This window comes from Haloferax sp. Atlit-12N, from assembly GCF_003383095.1.
Lineage (GTDB): Archaea > Halobacteriota > Halobacteria > Halobacteriales > Haloferacaceae > Haloferax.
Map to the genome: position 1 here is coordinate 1,491,624 of NZ_PSYW01000001.1, position 14,685 is coordinate 1,506,308.

The 14,685-nt window shown below is 68.9% G+C and carries 17 protein-coding genes; 13 read left to right on the forward strand and 4 right to left on the reverse strand.

From position 1 onward, the window contains the following. The first annotated feature begins 144 nt into the window (after nucleotides 1-144). From C5B90_RS07880 to C5B90_RS07920, 9 genes are all read left to right on the forward strand, one after another. On the forward strand, nucleotides 145-1,464 hold the full coding sequence (locus C5B90_RS07880; RefSeq protein WP_115880408.1) for an O-acetylhomoserine aminocarboxypropyltransferase/cysteine synthase family protein: 1,320 nt from the start codon (nucleotides 145-147) through the stop codon (nucleotides 1,462-1,464). Further along, the gene (gene metX / locus C5B90_RS07885; RefSeq protein ID WP_058568831.1) at nucleotides 1,461-2,708 is read left to right on the forward strand and encodes a homoserine O-acetyltransferase; all 1,248 of its coding nucleotides are present in this window, start codon (nucleotides 1,461-1,463) and stop codon (nucleotides 2,706-2,708) included. The genes C5B90_RS07880 and metX overlap by 4 nt, the downstream gene beginning before the upstream one ends. Before the next feature lie 132 nt (nucleotides 2,709-2,840). Then, nucleotides 2,841-4,136 carry an O-acetylhomoserine aminocarboxypropyltransferase/cysteine synthase family protein gene (locus C5B90_RS07890; RefSeq protein WP_115880410.1) on the forward strand — a complete coding sequence of 432 codons (1,296 nt, stop codon included), beginning with the start codon at nucleotides 2,841-2,843 and terminating at the stop codon, nucleotides 4,134-4,136. A 150-nt stretch (nucleotides 4,137-4,286) separates the two neighbouring features. Beyond that, on the forward strand, nucleotides 4,287-5,408 hold the full coding sequence (locus tag C5B90_RS07895) for an inorganic phosphate transporter (protein WP_199517467.1): 1,122 nt from the start codon (nucleotides 4,287-4,289) through the stop codon (nucleotides 5,406-5,408). A 140-nt stretch (nucleotides 5,409-5,548) separates the two neighbouring features. Beyond that, nucleotides 5,549-5,938: a ferredoxin Fer gene (gene fer / locus C5B90_RS07900; RefSeq protein WP_004974109.1), complete on the forward strand. Its 390-nt coding sequence runs from the start codon at nucleotides 5,549-5,551 to the stop codon at nucleotides 5,936-5,938. A gap of 120 nt (nucleotides 5,939-6,058) precedes the next feature. Further along, nucleotides 6,059-7,000, forward strand: coding sequence for a hypothetical protein (locus C5B90_RS07905; RefSeq protein ID WP_115880414.1), 942 nt, complete (start codon nucleotides 6,059-6,061; stop codon nucleotides 6,998-7,000). A gap of 73 nt (nucleotides 7,001-7,073) precedes the next feature. Beyond that, nucleotides 7,074-8,096 (forward strand): A24 family peptidase, encoded by a 1,023-nt coding sequence (locus tag C5B90_RS07910; protein ID WP_115880416.1) that lies wholly within the window; start codon nucleotides 7,074-7,076, stop codon nucleotides 8,094-8,096. A gap of 81 nt (nucleotides 8,097-8,177) precedes the next feature. Next, nucleotides 8,178-8,546, forward strand: a complete 369-nt coding sequence (gene hisI / locus C5B90_RS07915) for a phosphoribosyl-AMP cyclohydrolase (RefSeq protein ID WP_115880418.1) — start codon at nucleotides 8,178-8,180, stop codon at nucleotides 8,544-8,546. Nucleotides 8,547-8,636: 90 nt separating this feature from the next. Next, complete coding sequence (locus tag C5B90_RS07920; protein ID WP_115880420.1) at nucleotides 8,637-8,888, forward strand: hypothetical protein; 252 nt, start codon at nucleotides 8,637-8,639, stop codon at nucleotides 8,886-8,888. Between the two features lie 45 nt (nucleotides 8,889-8,933). Here the strand turns inward: C5B90_RS07920 and glmM are convergent, their stop codons facing one another. After that, nucleotides 8,934-10,298 (reverse strand): phosphoglucosamine mutase, encoded by a 1,365-nt coding sequence (glmM, locus tag C5B90_RS07925; RefSeq protein WP_115880422.1) that lies wholly within the window; start codon nucleotides 10,296-10,298, stop codon nucleotides 8,934-8,936. Between the two features lie 125 nt (nucleotides 10,299-10,423). On the opposite strand from glmM, the gene hisA reads away from it, so the two are divergent. Then, nucleotides 10,424-11,140: a 1-(5-phosphoribosyl)-5-[(5-phosphoribosylamino)methylideneamino]imidazole-4-carboxamide isomerase gene (gene hisA / locus C5B90_RS07930; protein WP_115880424.1), complete on the forward strand. Its 717-nt coding sequence runs from the start codon at nucleotides 10,424-10,426 to the stop codon at nucleotides 11,138-11,140. Nucleotides 11,141-11,185: 45 nt separating this feature from the next. Here hisA and C5B90_RS07935 read toward each other — a convergent pair whose 3' ends face one another. Both C5B90_RS07935 and C5B90_RS21025 read right to left on the reverse strand, forming a co-directional pair. After that, entirely contained in the window at nucleotides 11,186-11,374 is a 189-nt protein-coding gene (locus C5B90_RS07935; RefSeq protein ID WP_115880426.1) for a hypothetical protein, read from the reverse strand. 45 nt (nucleotides 11,375-11,419) lie between these two features. Continuing rightward, nucleotides 11,420-11,578, reverse strand: a complete 159-nt coding sequence (locus C5B90_RS21025; RefSeq protein ID WP_233511918.1) for a hypothetical protein — start codon at nucleotides 11,576-11,578, stop codon at nucleotides 11,420-11,422. Nucleotides 11,579-11,699: 121 nt separating this feature from the next. Between C5B90_RS21025 and hisB the strand changes: the two genes are divergently transcribed. Further along, nucleotides 11,700-12,293, forward strand: a complete 594-nt coding sequence (hisB, locus tag C5B90_RS07945; RefSeq protein ID WP_115880430.1) for an imidazoleglycerol-phosphate dehydratase HisB — start codon at nucleotides 11,700-11,702, stop codon at nucleotides 12,291-12,293. A gap of 44 nt (nucleotides 12,294-12,337) precedes the next feature. Here the strand turns inward: hisB and C5B90_RS07950 are convergent, their stop codons facing one another. Continuing rightward, nucleotides 12,338-13,051: a hypothetical protein gene (locus C5B90_RS07950; RefSeq protein ID WP_115880432.1), complete on the reverse strand. Its 714-nt coding sequence runs from the start codon at nucleotides 13,049-13,051 to the stop codon at nucleotides 12,338-12,340. A gap of 162 nt (nucleotides 13,052-13,213) precedes the next feature. Here C5B90_RS07950 and C5B90_RS07955 point away from each other — a divergent pair, with 162 nt between their 5' ends. Both C5B90_RS07955 and C5B90_RS07960 read left to right on the forward strand, forming a co-directional pair. Further along, nucleotides 13,214-13,717: an ACT domain-containing protein gene (locus C5B90_RS07955; RefSeq protein ID WP_058827423.1), complete on the forward strand. Its 504-nt coding sequence runs from the start codon at nucleotides 13,214-13,216 to the stop codon at nucleotides 13,715-13,717. 323 nt (nucleotides 13,718-14,040) lie between these two features. Next, nucleotides 14,041-14,673, forward strand: a complete 633-nt coding sequence (locus C5B90_RS07960) for a YigZ family protein (RefSeq protein ID WP_004974131.1) — start codon at nucleotides 14,041-14,043, stop codon at nucleotides 14,671-14,673. The last annotated feature ends 12 nt before the right edge of the window (nucleotides 14,674-14,685 follow it).

Genomic DNA, 14,685 nt, shown 5'->3' on the forward strand with positions numbered 1-14,685 from the left:
AGGTATGCAAGTTCCCCTCCGACGCGAACCGTCTCGTCTCACTCGCGCTCCCCTCCGGACCGGTCACCGCTTTTCACCCCAACCACGGGCAACGCTTGCCGTAACTGACGGTTATTCCTCTGTCCAAGATTATGCACCTCATACATGAACCGAGGCTTCCGCACACTCGGCCTCCACGCCGGACAGGACCCGGACCCGGCGACAGGGGCCCGCGCCCCGCCACTCTATCAGACCACGTCGTACGTCTTCGACGACGCGGACCACGCCGCGGACCTGTACGCTCTCGAAGCCGACGGCGACGTCTACTCCCGCATCTCCAACCCGACGACCCGCATCCTCGAACGCCGCCTCGCCGCCCTCGAATCGGGCGTCGACGCGGTCGCCACCGCGTCGGGGATGGGTGCCCTCGACGCGCTCACGACCGTCCTCGCGTCGGTCGGCGACAACGTCGTCCTCTCGGAGGACATGTACGGCGGCACGGCCTCGTACTTCTCGAAGACCGCCGTCAGGCGCGGCATCGAATCCCGGACTGTCGAGACGCTCGACGTGGACGCCTACGAGGCGGCCATCGACGACGACACCGCCTTCGTTCACGTCGAGACGGTTGCGAACCCCTCGCTGAAGACGCCCGATTTCGAGGCCATCGCGGAGGTCGCCCACGAGCACCGCGTCCCGCTCGTCGTGGACAACACGTTCGCCACGCCCGCGCTCTGCCGCCCTATCGAACACGGCGCGGACATCGTCTGGGAGTCGACGACGAAGTGGCTCCACGGCTCCGGCACGACCGTCGGCGGCGTCGTCGTCGACGGCGGCACCTTCCCGTGGGACGCGGCGGACTACGACGAACTGTCCGGCGAGAACCCCGCGTTCGGCGTCGACTTCGTCGAGCGGTTCGGCGAGCGCGCCTTCGCCGAGGCGGTCCGCCAGCGCGCCGTCAGGAGTACCGGTAGTTGCCAGTCGCCGTTCGACGCGTGGCAGACGCTTCAGGGCGTCGAGACGCTCGCGCTTCGGATGCGCGCCCACTGCGACAACGCCCGCCGCGTCGCCGAGTTCCTCCGCGACCGCGACGGCGTCGCGTGGGTCACCTACCCCGGCTTCGAGGACCACGAGACCCACGACCTCGCGACCGAGTACCTGCAGGGCGGCTACGCCGGGATGGTCACCTTCGGCCTCGACGGCGAGGACGACGAGGCGGCCTACGGAGCCGCCAAGACCGTCTGCGAGTCGGTCGACCTCGTGAGCTTCCTCGCCAACATCGGCGACGCGAAGACGCTGCTCATCCATCCCGCCTCGACCACGCACGCCCAGCTCTCGATGGACGAACAGCGCGCCGCGGGCGTCGCGCCCGACATGCTCCGGCTGTCAGTCGGCATCGAGGACGCCGACGACATCATCGCCGACCTCGACCAGGCAATCGAACACGCCCTGCGTCAGCAGACGGACGGGGGTTCGGAGGAGCGATGAGCCGAACCCGAACCACGCCCGGCCGCCGGGTCGAATCCGACGTCGTCGACATCGGCGAACACGAGTTCGAGTCGGGCGAGATACTGCCCGACCTGAAAGTCGCCTACGAGGCCTACGGCGAGTTCGACGGGCAGAACGCGGTCCTCGTCTGTCACGGTCTCACCGGGAGCCAGCACGTCGCCGGCCACGGCACCGAGTCGGGCGTCTCCGGGCAGGCCCGCGCGTGGTGGGGCGACATCGTCGGGCCGGGCAAGGCCATCGACACGAACGACTACTACGTCATCTGCGTGAACGTCCCGGGGTCGTGTTACGGCACGAGCGGCCCGGCCAGCGATGGACCGGACGGCGAACCGTGGGGGACCGACTTCCCGCCGGTCACCGTCCACGACTGGACCCGCGCCCAGCGCCGCCTGCTCGACCACCTCGGGGTCGGTCGCCTGCACGCCGTCGTCGGCGGTTCCGTCGGCGGCATGAACGCCCTCGACTGGGCCGTGCAGTTCCCCGACGACGTGGAGCGCCTCGCGGTCGTCGCGTCCGCGGCCCGCCTCGATTCGCAGTGTCTCGGTATCGACGCCGTCGCCCGGCGCGCCATCACCTCGGACCCGAACTGGAACGGCGGCGACTACTACGGCGAGGACCAGCCCTCGCCCGACGCGGGCCTCGGACTTGCCCGCCAACTCGGCCATCTGATGTACCTCTCCAAAGACTCGATGGAGCGCAAGTTCGGCCGGCGCTCCGCGGGCCGCGGCGACCGCGGCGACGCTTTCCCCTCGGACCCCGCGGCGTCCTTCTTCCCGTACCGCGAGGTCGAGTCCTACCTCGACTACCAGGCCGAGAAGTTCGCCGAGCGGTTCGACGCCAACGCGTATCTGTACCTCACGCGCGCCATGGACGACTTCGACCTCTCGGAGGGCTACGAGTCCGACGCGGCCGCGCTCGCCGCCTTCGAGGGCGAGTCGCTCCTCGTCTCCTTTACCGGCGACTGGCACTTCACGACCGAACAGTCCGAGTCGCTCGCGGGCGCGTTCCGCCGCGTCGACGTGCCGGTCGCCCACCACGTCGTCGAGTCCGACCACGGCCACGACGCTTTCCTCGTCGAACCCGAGAAGGTCGGGCCGCCGCTCGGCGACTTCGTCGACGAGGGCGTCGCGGGCCGCGCCGTGACCGACACCGCGCCCGACGGCGGCGAACCCGAGGAGGACGAGGACTTCGCCCCGGTCCACTCCTCGCTGTTCTCGCGCTGAGGCGCAGTCGGTCGATTCGAGACCAGCCCCTCGATTCTCAGGGGGTTCTTGTCAATTGCTATCGCATCGCAGAAGCCGGCGGGAATTGCGACCGCCACCGCGCTTTACGCCCGTCCGATTCGACGTTCGGGTATGAGCGACGACGACAGTCCGGGTTTCCACACTCGGAGCCTCCACGCCGGACAGAGCCCCGACTCCGCGACGGGCGCGCGCGCCCCGCCGCTGTACCAGACCACCTCGTACGTCTTCGAGGATGCCGCCGACGCGGCCGCGCAGTTCGCCCTCGAAAAGCCGGGCCACATCTACTCGCGGCTGATGAACCCGACCGTCGGGATGCTGCAGGAGCGCCTCGCCTCGCTCGAAGGCGGTGTGGGTGCGGTCGCCACGTCCTCCGGGATGGCCGCGTTCGACCTCGCGACCTTCCTGCTCGCGTCCGCCGGTGACAACATCGTCTCCGCGTCGTCGCTGTACGGCGGGACCTACACCTACCTCACCCACACCGTCGAGCGCCGCGGCGTCACGACCCGGTTCGTGGACACCCTCGACGTGGACGCCTACGAGGAGGCCATCGACGACGACACCGCGTTCGTCCACCTCGAAACCATCGGCAACCCGGCGCTCGTGACGCCCGACATCGAGGCCATCGCGGAGGTTGCCCACGACCACGGGACGCCGCTGTTCGTGGACAACACGTTCGCCACGCCGTATCTCTGTAACCCCATCGAGCACGGCGCGGACCTCGTCTGGCAGTCCACGACGAAGTGGATTCACGGGGCCGGCACGACCATCGGCGGCATCCTCGTCGACGGCGGCACCTTCCCGTGGGACGAGTACGCCGACGACTACCCCGAAATCGCGAAGCCGAACCCGGCGTACCACGGCGTCAACTTCGACGAGACGTTTGGCCCCGCCGGCTTCACCTACGCCGCCATCGCCCGCGGCCTGCGCGACCTCGGTAACGCCCAGTCGCCGTTTGACGCGTGGCAGACGCTCGAAAAGCTCGAATCGCTCCCGCTTCGGATGCGTGCCCACTGCGAGAACGCACAGGCCATCGCGGAGTTCTTAGACGACCACGAGAAGGTGTCGTGGGTGAACTACCCCGGTCTCGAATCCCACGAGACCCACGAAGAGGCGTCGAAGTATCTCGACGGCGGCTACGGCGGCATGATTACCTTCGGCCTCACCGACGGCTACGAGGCCGCCAAGGGCACCGTCAACAACGTCGAACTCGCGTCGCTCCTCGCCAACGTCGGCGACGCGAAGACGCTCGTCATCCACCCGTCGTCCACGACGCACCAGCAACTCACCGAGGACGAGCAGGCCGCCGCGGGCGTCACGCCCGACATGGTCCGCCTGTCGGTCGGCATCGAGGACGTCGACGACATCATCGACGACCTCGACCAGGCCATTCGCGCCGCGTCGAACTGAGCGCGCTCGCTTCCGACGAGTCGTTCCCGGCCGCCGCGTCGGTGTTAGTGTCGGCAGGGTGGTCGGCCACCGACCGCCGTTCCTTTTATTCCCGCGCCAGTAGGTGACTGCGTGGTAGAAGCACTCCTCTTCGTCGGTCTCCTGGTGGCAGTGTTCGTCGGGTTCAACATCGGCGGCTCGTCCACGGGGGTCGCCTTCGGCCCCGCGGTCGGGAGCGGTGTGCTCGGGAAACTCGCCGCCGCGGCCCTGATGACGGGGTTCGCGCTCCTCGGCGGGTGGACGCTCGGGAGAGAGGTCGTCGCCAAGATGGGCGGCGAAATCGTCCCGCAAAGCGAGTTCACGCTCGCGGCGAGCGTCGCCGTCCTCTTTTTCGTCGGCCTCGCGCTGTTGGTCTCTAACACCTTCGGCGTCCCCGCCTCCACGTCGATGACGGCGGTCGGGGCCATCGCGGGCCTCGGCCTCGCCAACGGGTCGCTCGACTCCGGCGTGATGCTCGAAATCATCTCGTGGTGGATCGTCGCGCCCGTCATCGCCTTCTGGATCTGCGCGGTCATCGGGCGGTACATCTACCCTTACCTCGACGCGTGGCTCAAACTCGACCAGAGCCCCGGTGCGCTCGTCACGCTCGACCGCGACGGCGGCTTCCCGCGGCCGCGACTCGGGCCGAACACGACGTACCGCGAGTTCGGGAGCACCGTCCTCGTCGTCGTCGTCGCCTGTTACATGGCGTTCTCCGCGGGCGCGTCGAACGTCGCCAACGCGGTCGCCCCGCTCGTCGGCAACGGCGCGCTCGAGATGAACACGGGCATCCTCGTCGCCGGCGGCGCCATCGGCCTCGGCGCGTTCACCATCGCCCGTCGGACGCTCGACACCGTCGGCAACGACCTCACGCAGTTGCCCATCCTCGCGGCGCTCATCGTCGAGACCGTGAGCGCGTCGCTCATCTCCTTCCTGTCGGCCATCGGCATCCCCGCCAGCCTCGCCGTGAGCGCGACGATGTGCATCGTCGGCCTCGGCTGGGGACGGGCGACCCGAACCGTCACGCTCGGCGAGGCCCTGAGCGGCGGCGAGGCCCCGCAGGTATCGGTCAACGCGCTCACCGTCGAGCGCGAGGACGAGGTGCCGAAGATGGGCGAGGAAGCCCCCGACGAACTCTCCGCGCAGGACCTGTTCGACCCCGGCACGACCGGGCGCGTCATCTTCTTCTGGATGCTCACGCCCTCGCTTTCGGCCATCGCGTCGTACGCGCTGTTCTCCGCTGGCGTTATCTGAAGCGTTCGACCGTCGCATCGGCTGATTCGAAACCATCACGGTCAACAATGAAACAAACGGGCGACCGCCGCCGTGCCGCGGGTCGAATTCGGCGCACGGAACAGCAAAGTCTAATGGGGTGGCCTTCGAATCCTCTGTCGATGCCCACGGTAACCTACCTCAACTACGAAGTTCTCGACGACAACGGCTGGGACCTCGACGACGACGACCTCTTCGAACAGGCCGCCGACGCCGGTCTCGACGCCGAAGACTACGGTGAGATGGAAGTTAATCAGGGCGAGTACATCCTCGAAGCCGCAGAGGCGCAGGGCTACGACTGGCCCTTCAGCTGCCGTGCCGGTGCCTGTGCGAACTGCGCGTCCATCCTCAAGGAAGGCGAAATCGAGATGGACATGCAGCAGATTCTCTCCGACGAGGAAGTCAACGACAAGAACGTCCGTCTCACCTGCATCGGTTCGCCGGTCGAGGACGAGGTCAAGATCGTCTACAACGCGAAGCACCTCGACTACCTGCAGAACCGCGTCATCTAAGGCGCTCACCCGAACATTTCTTTCGACGCACCGGCCCGTGACCGGTAGGTCCGCCGTTTTCTCTCCCGTCCGAGTCGAGCGGCCGACAGCGATTTGTCCCGCGGCACGGTCGCTCCATCCGTGTCGAGGTTCGCGACCGCCGTCCGCGCGTTTCGCCCCGGCCGCTCGCTCCCGAGCGAAGCGACCGAACTCGGCCGAATCGGACTGTTTCTCGCCTGTCTCACGGTTACGAGCGCTGTCAGCTACTGGGTCGCGCTCAGACTCCTCGGCGTCCCGGTAGCGGGGACGCTCGCGTCGCCGAACGTCGCCGGCCTCGCGGTTCCGTCGCTCGTCTACGCGCGCTATCGCGGTGTCCCGCCGTCGTTCGGGTTCCCCGAGCGCGCCCGACTCGCCGACGCGGCGGCGACCGTTCTTGCTCCCGCGCTCGCCGTCGTCGCACTGAGCGTCGTCTTCGCGGTCGGGTTCGACGCCTCGCTCGCCGCGCTTCTCGGGTGGACGTACCATCCCGAGGCGTCGGTCGTGACGGCGGCAGTTCAGGCCGCCGAAGACGTGGTGCTCACCGGGGTCGGGTTCGGTCTCCTCGTCGCGGTCGCGTTCGACCTCGCCTCGTCGCGGGTCGGTCTCGCGCCCGCTCGCGCGGTCGTCGCTGCGACCGCGCTCGCGACGTTCTTTCACTCGGTGCTTCGGGACGCCGCGTTCACGCTCGTCGTCTTCCCGAAACCGTGGCGCGTCACCGTCCTCGGCCTTCTCCTCGTCGCGACCGTCTGCGGCTGTGTCGCGGTCGGCGTGACGTATCGAAGCGCGGCCGAGCGCTCGCTCCGCCACGTCTCGCGGCCGGCGCTCGTCCCCGTGTTCGCCTTCGGACTGCTCGGCGCGGTCGCGCTCGGAACCGTCTTCGCCGACGTTCCCGGCGGCGTCAAGCACGTCCTGTGGGCGCTCGCGTTCGGACTTGCCGCCTTCGGCTACCACCGCTCGAAGTCGGTGTGGGTCCCCGCGGCCGCGATGGCGCTGTTCTGGCTCTCGATTCGGCTCGTCGCGTTCGTCGAACTCGCGGCGTTCTGACCCGCCGCCGGGGTCGGTTTCAGGATTGATACCCGTCCCGAACACCTAACTCCCCTGCCCCCAGTCTGCGGGTATGTTCGGTATCGGTACGCTCCCCGACCTCCTGCGGTTGGTGGTGCTCCCCGTCCTCGCGTGGACCGCGGTACGCGACGTTCGCACGCGTCGCGTCCCCAACGTCGTCTGGTATCCGCTCGCGGCGCTGGGCGTCGTCCTGCTCGCGTGGGAACTGGTCGGCCACCTCCCGCCCGAGACGGTACTCGACCGGCTCTATCTGATTCGCGTCGCTGTGAGCATCTGTTTCGTCGTCCCGCTTTCGTACCTGTTCTGGCGGCTCGGCGGCTTCGGCGGCGCGGACGCGAAGGCGCTCATGGTGTTCGCCGTCCTGCTCCCGACGTTCCCCAGTTACGTCATCGCCGGAACGGAGTTCCCGCTCGCCGCCACCCGCCTCGGCGTCTTCTCGATGACGATTCTCACGAACACGGTCATCGTCGGCCTCGCCTACCCGCTGTTCCTCGCCGCCCGGAACCTCGCCGACGGCGAGTTCGAGTTCCCCATCTCGTTCGTCGGCCGCCGCGTCTCCGTGGCGTCGCTCTCGACGGCCCACGGCCGCCTGTTCGAGTCGCCCGAGGGAATCACGCGGAACGGCCTCGACCTCGACGCGCTCCGGATGTACCTCCGCTGGCGCGGCCTCACGCTCGCGGACCTGCGTTCGGACTCTGACACCCTCCGCGACCCCGACAGCATCGGCGAGACGTTCGACCCGACCGACGGCGCGGTCCACCGCGCGGCGACCGACGGCGGCACGTCGGCCGATTTCGACGGCGACGGCGAGACCGTGGACAGCGGCGAAGCCGCGCCGGACGCGTCGTTCGACGACCCGTGGGGTGCGGCCCGGTTCCTCGACAGCATCGAGGGCACCGCCTACGGCACCTCGCCCGAGAAGCTTCGCGGCGGACTGGAACTCGTGACGGCCCGCGAGTCGGTGTGGATTTCGCCGGGCATCCCGTTTCTCGTTCCCATGTTCGTCGGTCTCGTCGTCGCGTTCGTCTACGGCGACATCCTCTTTGGCGTCCTCGGCGCGCTCGGTATCGTCTGAGTTCCCGCGGAGAGTCGGTGCCGAGCGCCGTCCGCGCGGCGACGCACAAGAGATAACCCCCACGACCGCGTGGCCCGAATCATGACCGTCGATGTCGACTTCGGCGAGGACGGACTCGTCCCCGCCGTGGCGCAGGACGCCGACTCCGGAGAGGTACTCATGCTGGCGTACGTCTCGCCCGAGGCGCTCGACCGAACTGTCGAGACGGGCCGGGCGCACTACTACTCGCGGAGCCGCGACGAACTCTGGGAGAAGGGGGCTTCGAGCGGCCACACACAGGAGATTCGGGAGGTCCGCGTCGACTGCGACGCCGACACCCTGCTGTATCTCGTCGACCAGAACGTCGGCGCGTGCCACACCGGCCACCGGTCGTGTTTCTACCGCACCGCCGAGGGCGAGAACGTCGGCGAGCGCGTCTTCGACCCCGACGCGGTCTACGACGACGAGTGACCGATGCGAGCCGACCGATGACGGGCGCGGCTGACACGATGACCACGGCCGCCGGCACGCCGACCAGCCGATGACCACAGTCGCGGGCCGATGCTGAGCGTCAATCCGATTTCGCTGGTCGCCATCGTCGTGGGGCTGGGCTGTTTTGCCCTCGGCGGCCGACTGCTCAAGAGCGCCGCGGCCGCCCGCCGGGTCGCCCGCTCGGACGACCCAGAGTTCGTCCTCGACCCGACCCGCGAGGACCCGCCGGACGACGAACTCGACGGCGACGACCTCGAACGCGGCTTCATGCTGTTGGTGTTCGGGGCGCTGGCGCTCCTGTTCGCGGCGATTAGCCTGTGAGCGGCGCGCGAAAAGAGGTTCTTCCCTGTCGGTTCTGCCGCCGAGTTACAGCGTCGCGACCGCGCTTCGGAGCGCGTCGGCGGCGTCCTCGGCGAGTTCGGTCGCGCGCTCCTCGGAGCGACCTTCGGCGTAGACGCGGACTTTCGGCTCGGTCCCGGAGGGCCGGACGAGCACCCACGCGTCGCCGTAGTCAAGGCGGTAGCCGTCAGTCGTGTTCGGGGTCGCGTCGGCCGATTCGGCGTAGTCGGCGGCGGCGTTGAGCATCGCCGTCAGCTCGGATTCCTCGTCGTATTCGAGGTTGATGCGGACGTTGTAGTAGTCCTCGTAGGGCGCGACGAGTTCGCTGGCGGGGCGCTCGGCGACGAGTTCGAGGAACTTCGCCGCGATGTACGCGCCGTCGCGGACGAGGCGGTAGTTCGGGTAGAACACTCCCCCGTTACCCTCGCCCGCGATGGGGACGTTCCGACCCTCGCGCCAGAGCTCGCGGATGCGGGTGATGAGGTTCGTCGCGCCGATGGGCGTGAGTTCGAGGTCGGCGCCGACCTCCTCACAGACGTCGACGAGGCGCTGGGAGACGTTCACCGCGGAGACGGTCGCGTCGCCCGGTTCGAGGGTGGCGGCCGCGAGAGCGGCCAGCGACGCCTCGCCGGAGATGCACTCGCCGTGTTCGTTCACGAAGACGGCCCGGTCGGCGTCGCCGTCGTGGGCGATTCCCACGTCGGCGTCGGTCGCGCGGACGAGGCGTTCGAGGTCGCGGAGGTTCTCGGGGACCGGTTCGGACTGGCGACCGGGGAAGTGGCCGTCGGGTTGGGCGTTGACCGTGCGGACCTCACAGCCGAGTTCGCGGAGGAAGTCGGGCGTGACGAGCGACCCGGCACCGTGGCCGGGGTCGAGCGCGACGGTGAGGTTCGCGTCGGCGATTTTCTCGCGGTCGACGTTAGCGAGGAGGTCCTCGCGGTAGTCGTCGTTCGCCGTCTCGACGCGCCGAGTCTTGCCGACGGCGTCCCACTCGGCCACGTCGAACTCCTCGGCGAGGATGTGGTCTTCGATGCGCTCTAGCTCCTCGACGGCGAGTTCGACGCCGTCGTCGCCGACGAGTTTGACGCCGTTGAACTCCGGCGGGTTGTGCGAGGCCGTGATGACGACGCCCGGAACGCCCTGGTTCTCGCAGTACCGGACCGCGGCGGGGGTGGGGACGACGCCGAGGTCGTCCACGTCGACGCCCACGCTCGCCAGCCCGGACTCGGCGGCGTTGACGAACATCTCGCCCGTGGTTCGGGTGTCGCGTGCGATGGCGACTCGGTCTGCGTTCCAGACCGTGCCGGCGGCCTTGGCGACGCGGAGGACGAACTCCGGGGTGAGGCTCTCACCCACCACGCCGCGGGTGCCGCTGGAACCGAAGAGTTTCATTGAGTGTGTGTGCACCCCGGCGCGACAAAGCCGTTCCGAACTGTTGGTTCGCTCGTTACGTTCCTCGGTGAACTCGGGTCGCCGTATCCGGTGCGTTTACGCACGTCGCTCGCCCACGGTGGCGTATGTTCCCGGAGTTCGAAGTCGTCCCCGCGGTCGACATGCAAGACGGCGAAGTCGTCCAACTCGTGCAGGGCGAACGCGGCACCGAGAAGACCTACGGCGACCCGGTCGAGGCCGCCCGCCGCTGGGTCGACGCCGGCGCGGAGACGCTCCACCTCGTCGACCTCGACGGCGCGTTCGAGGGCGAGCGGAAGAACGCCCCGGCGGTCGACGCCGTCCTCGACGCGGTCGACGTGCCGCTCCAACTCGGCGGCGGCATCCGCACCGCCGACGACGCCCGCGACCTGCTGGACCGCGGCGTCGACCGCGTCATCCTCGGCACCGCGGCCGTCGAGAACCCCGACATCGTCGCCGAACTCGCCGACGACTACCCCGACGGCGTGATGGTCAGCCTCGACGCGAAGGACGGTGAGGTCGTCGTCTCCGGGTGGACCGAGAGCACCGGCCTCGACCCCGCCGAGGCGGCCGCCCGCTACGAGGAACTCGGCGCGGCGGCCATCCTCTTTACCGACGTCGACGTGGAGGGGCAACTCGAAGGCGTCCACCTCGAGACGACCTCGGCCGTCGTCGACGCGGTCGATATCCCCGTCGTCGCCTCCGGCGGCGTCGCCTCGCTCGACGACATCCGTGCACTCCGCGAGGCGGGCGCGGCGGCGACCGTCGTCGGCACCGCGCTCTACGAGGGGCGGTTCACGCTCGAAGAAGCGATGGAGGCGTAGTCGCCGCCGCGCCGAGACGCCACACGGCCACGCGACGCTACGGCGCTACGTGCCGAGGTACGCGAGGACGGCCGTGGCGAGGCTCTCGACGGTCCCGTAGACGCCGACGGCGACGAACAGCGCGCCGATAATCGCAGTCTCGGGGCGCGAGGTCGCGAGGAACGGCCCGGCAAGGACGAGCATACTGACTGTCACCACGTCGCGTTTCGGGCTGGCAGTCGCTCCGCGCCACATCAGTCGCTCGCCTCCGGACGACTCGATTCCCGCCGCATCGGTCGGTTATCGCCCACCCAGAACGCCTCCGCCGAGAACCACCGCGCCGACCGCGAGCGTCACTAGCGCGACGCCGAGCGCGACAGCCACCCCGGACCGGGCGGTGAGCAGGAGTCCCCCGACGCAGATGGTGTAGCCCACCACCAGCGCTCCCTTTCGCTGCATACCCCACCGTACGCGTCCGAAACCATGAACGTCCGTCAGACGCGCGTCTGACGCACCGGTGCGTGGACCGACCCGCTCGACGACGAGAATCCCTATATGCGCGGCCCGCTTCGAACGCGACATGAGCGACGCCGACCGACGCGCGGCCGTCTCCCGCGAGACGTCCGAGACGACCATCGACGTGACGCTGTCCATCGACGGCGACGGCGACGCGGTCGTCGACACCGGTATCGGATTCTTCGACCACATGCTGGAGGCCTTCGCCAAACACGGCCTGTTCGACCTGACCGTCCAGTGCGACGGCGACCTCCACATCGACGACCACCACACTGTCGAGGACGTGGCCATCGTCCTCGGCGAGGCGTTCACCGAGGCGCTCGGCGACAAGCGAGGCATCGTCCGCTACGCCGACCGCAAGGTCCCGCTCGACGAGGCCGTCGCCTCCGTCGTCGTGGACGTGTCTGGCCGCCCCTTCTTCGAGTTCTCGGGCGAGTTCTCCCAGCCGTACGTCGGCGAGTTCACGAGCCACATGGCCGAGCACTTCGCCATGTCGCTCGCCATGAACGCCGGCCTCACGCTCCACGCGGACGTCGAGGGCGACAACGCCCACCACGAGGTCGAGGCGCTGTTCAAGGCGCTCGCGCGGTCACTTGACGACGCGACCCGCGTGGACCCGCGGCGCTCGGACACGCCGAGCACGAAAGGAAAACTGTAGTCGTCAGTCCGTCCCGTTCTCCCCGACCTCCCGCACTCAACCGCTCAGGGCCGCCGGAGCGTTCCCGAGTCGTCGACGAGCAGGCCGCGTTCGACCGCGTAGTCGAAGATGTCGGCGACCTCGTCGTCGTCGAGGTCGTACGCGCCGGACGCCAGCGCCTCGACTTCCGCCCGGTCGACGGGGAACTCACGGTTCTGGAGGATGCGGATGACCTTCCGGAACTTCGGTGGCTCCTCGCTCCGGTCAGGCGACCCGCTGCCAGTTTGGCGGTCCTCGGCGTCGGCCGACTCGGATTCGCCGTCGGCCGGCTCGGGTTCGTTGGCGGTCTCGTCGGCCACCCGGGTGGCACCGTCGGACTCCTCGGCCTCGTCCGCGCCGTCGTCACCCGCGTCATCTCCCGACTCCTCGTGGTCGTCTGCCTCGTCGGGCGAGTCGTGGTTCGCCGGTTCCGGCGGCGTCGGTGCGGGGTCGACCGCGTTCACGTCGACGGAGGCGGCCTCGCCGCCCGACCCGCTCGCGGTCCGCTCCGGTGCCGCGGACGCGCCCGTCTCGGCCCGCGCGTCGTCGGCCACGTCGACGCCGGCGTCGACGCCGAGTCGGGAGAGAAGCGGCGCGATGACCTCGCCGAGAGTCTCCTCGCAGTGTTCGCAGAGGACGACGCGGCGCTGGTCGTCGGCCGGCGTCAACTCCGGCGGCAGTACCTCGAATACGCCGACGGCGTCGGTCCCACAGAAGTCGCAGGTGCGTAGCTCGCGCATGCACGACGGGTATCCACGCCGACGGTTAAACCCACTCCCCGACCGCGGCGTCGGTCGCCTGCCCGCGGCGTCGTCCACGCGACGCCCACGCGACGCCTCCATTCAGCCGCCGTCGGCGACGTACCACTTAATGCACCCGCCCGCAAATTCCCGGACCAACGAATGTTCGACGAGATTATGGAGAAGTTCGAGGGCAGCCCGAGCCAGCAGGCCGTCATCCGGCTCCTCTTGGAACGGGGTTTTTCCGTCAACGACCAGGGACGGGTCGTCTCGGGCGGCATCGAGATACCGAACACCGGCATCGCCCGCGAGGCCGACGTGGACAGGCGCGTCGTCGATTCGACGACCGACGCCATCCTCGCCGACGAGGAGCTTCGACGAATCTTCCAGAACATCTCGTCGATTCCGAGCCTGATGGACCTCGCGCCGGTGCTCAACCTCTCCGTGCTCACCGTCGAGGTTGCCGACGCCGACGAGCCCGGTATCGTCGCCACCGTCACCTCGAAACTCGCCGACGCGGGCATCTCGATTCGCCAGACGATAAGCGAGGACCCCGAGTTCACCGACGACCCGAAGCTCTACATCATCACCGACGAGCCGGTTCCCGGCGACCTGCTCAACGACCTGTCGAACCTCGATTTCGTCCGCCGCATCATCATCGCCTGAGCCGGCCTCTCGGCTCCGCGAATATTCTGTCAGCGTGGCAATAAGATTCTTGTAATTTCCCGCGGTAGATTTTCGCATGGTGTCCATGCGCAGTTGCATGTGTTGTGGTGACCCGATTTCCGAGACGCGCCACCTCTGCGGCGTCTGCATCCAAAACGGGTGTACGTCGTACGCGGACGCCTGCGGTCAGTAGCGCGTCGCTTCCCCGTTTGTATCCTGTCGTCGTCTGCCGCCCGCCGCCCCCGTCGCCCTCTGTCGCCCGCACCGTGCCGGCGACGCCCCGGTGCGAACGCTTTTCCACGCCGCGACGCCAACTCGGTGGCATGACCGACGCCTATCGAACCGTCGCCGGCCGGGCCGACGCCCGCTTCGAGGTCAACGGCTCGGAGTTCATCGGCTACGTCTCCCCCGCGGAGACGGTCGAGGAGGCGGAGGCGTTCGTCGCCGAAATCGAGGAGCGCCACCCCGACGCCACCCACAACGTCCCCGCCTACCGGGTGCCCGCGGGGTCGGCCTCGTCGTCGGTTCCCGGCGGGGGGAACGTCATGCTCCGCGAGTACCAGAGCGACGACGGCGAGCCGAGCGGCTCGTCGGGAAAACCGGCGCTCAACGTCCTCGTCCAGCAGGACGTGCGCAACGTCGCCGCCGTCGTGACGCGCTACTACGGCGGGACCAACCTCGGCGTCGGCGGCCTCGCTCGGGCGTACTCCCGCGCCGTGAAGGAGGCGCTCGACGCGGCGGGCGTCGTCGAGGAGATTCCCCACGAGCGGTTCACCGCGACCGTCGAGTACGACGACTCGGGGAGCGTTCGTGGACTGTTAGAAAGCGCGGGCGTCGAGTTCGAGGCCGCCTACGAGGCCGACGTGTCGTTCGAGGTCCGCGTCCCCGTCGAGGACGGGGCGGACCTCCGCGACCGCATCAGAAGCGCGACCAGCGGCCGCGCGGACATCGAGTAGCGCGGTCGCGGG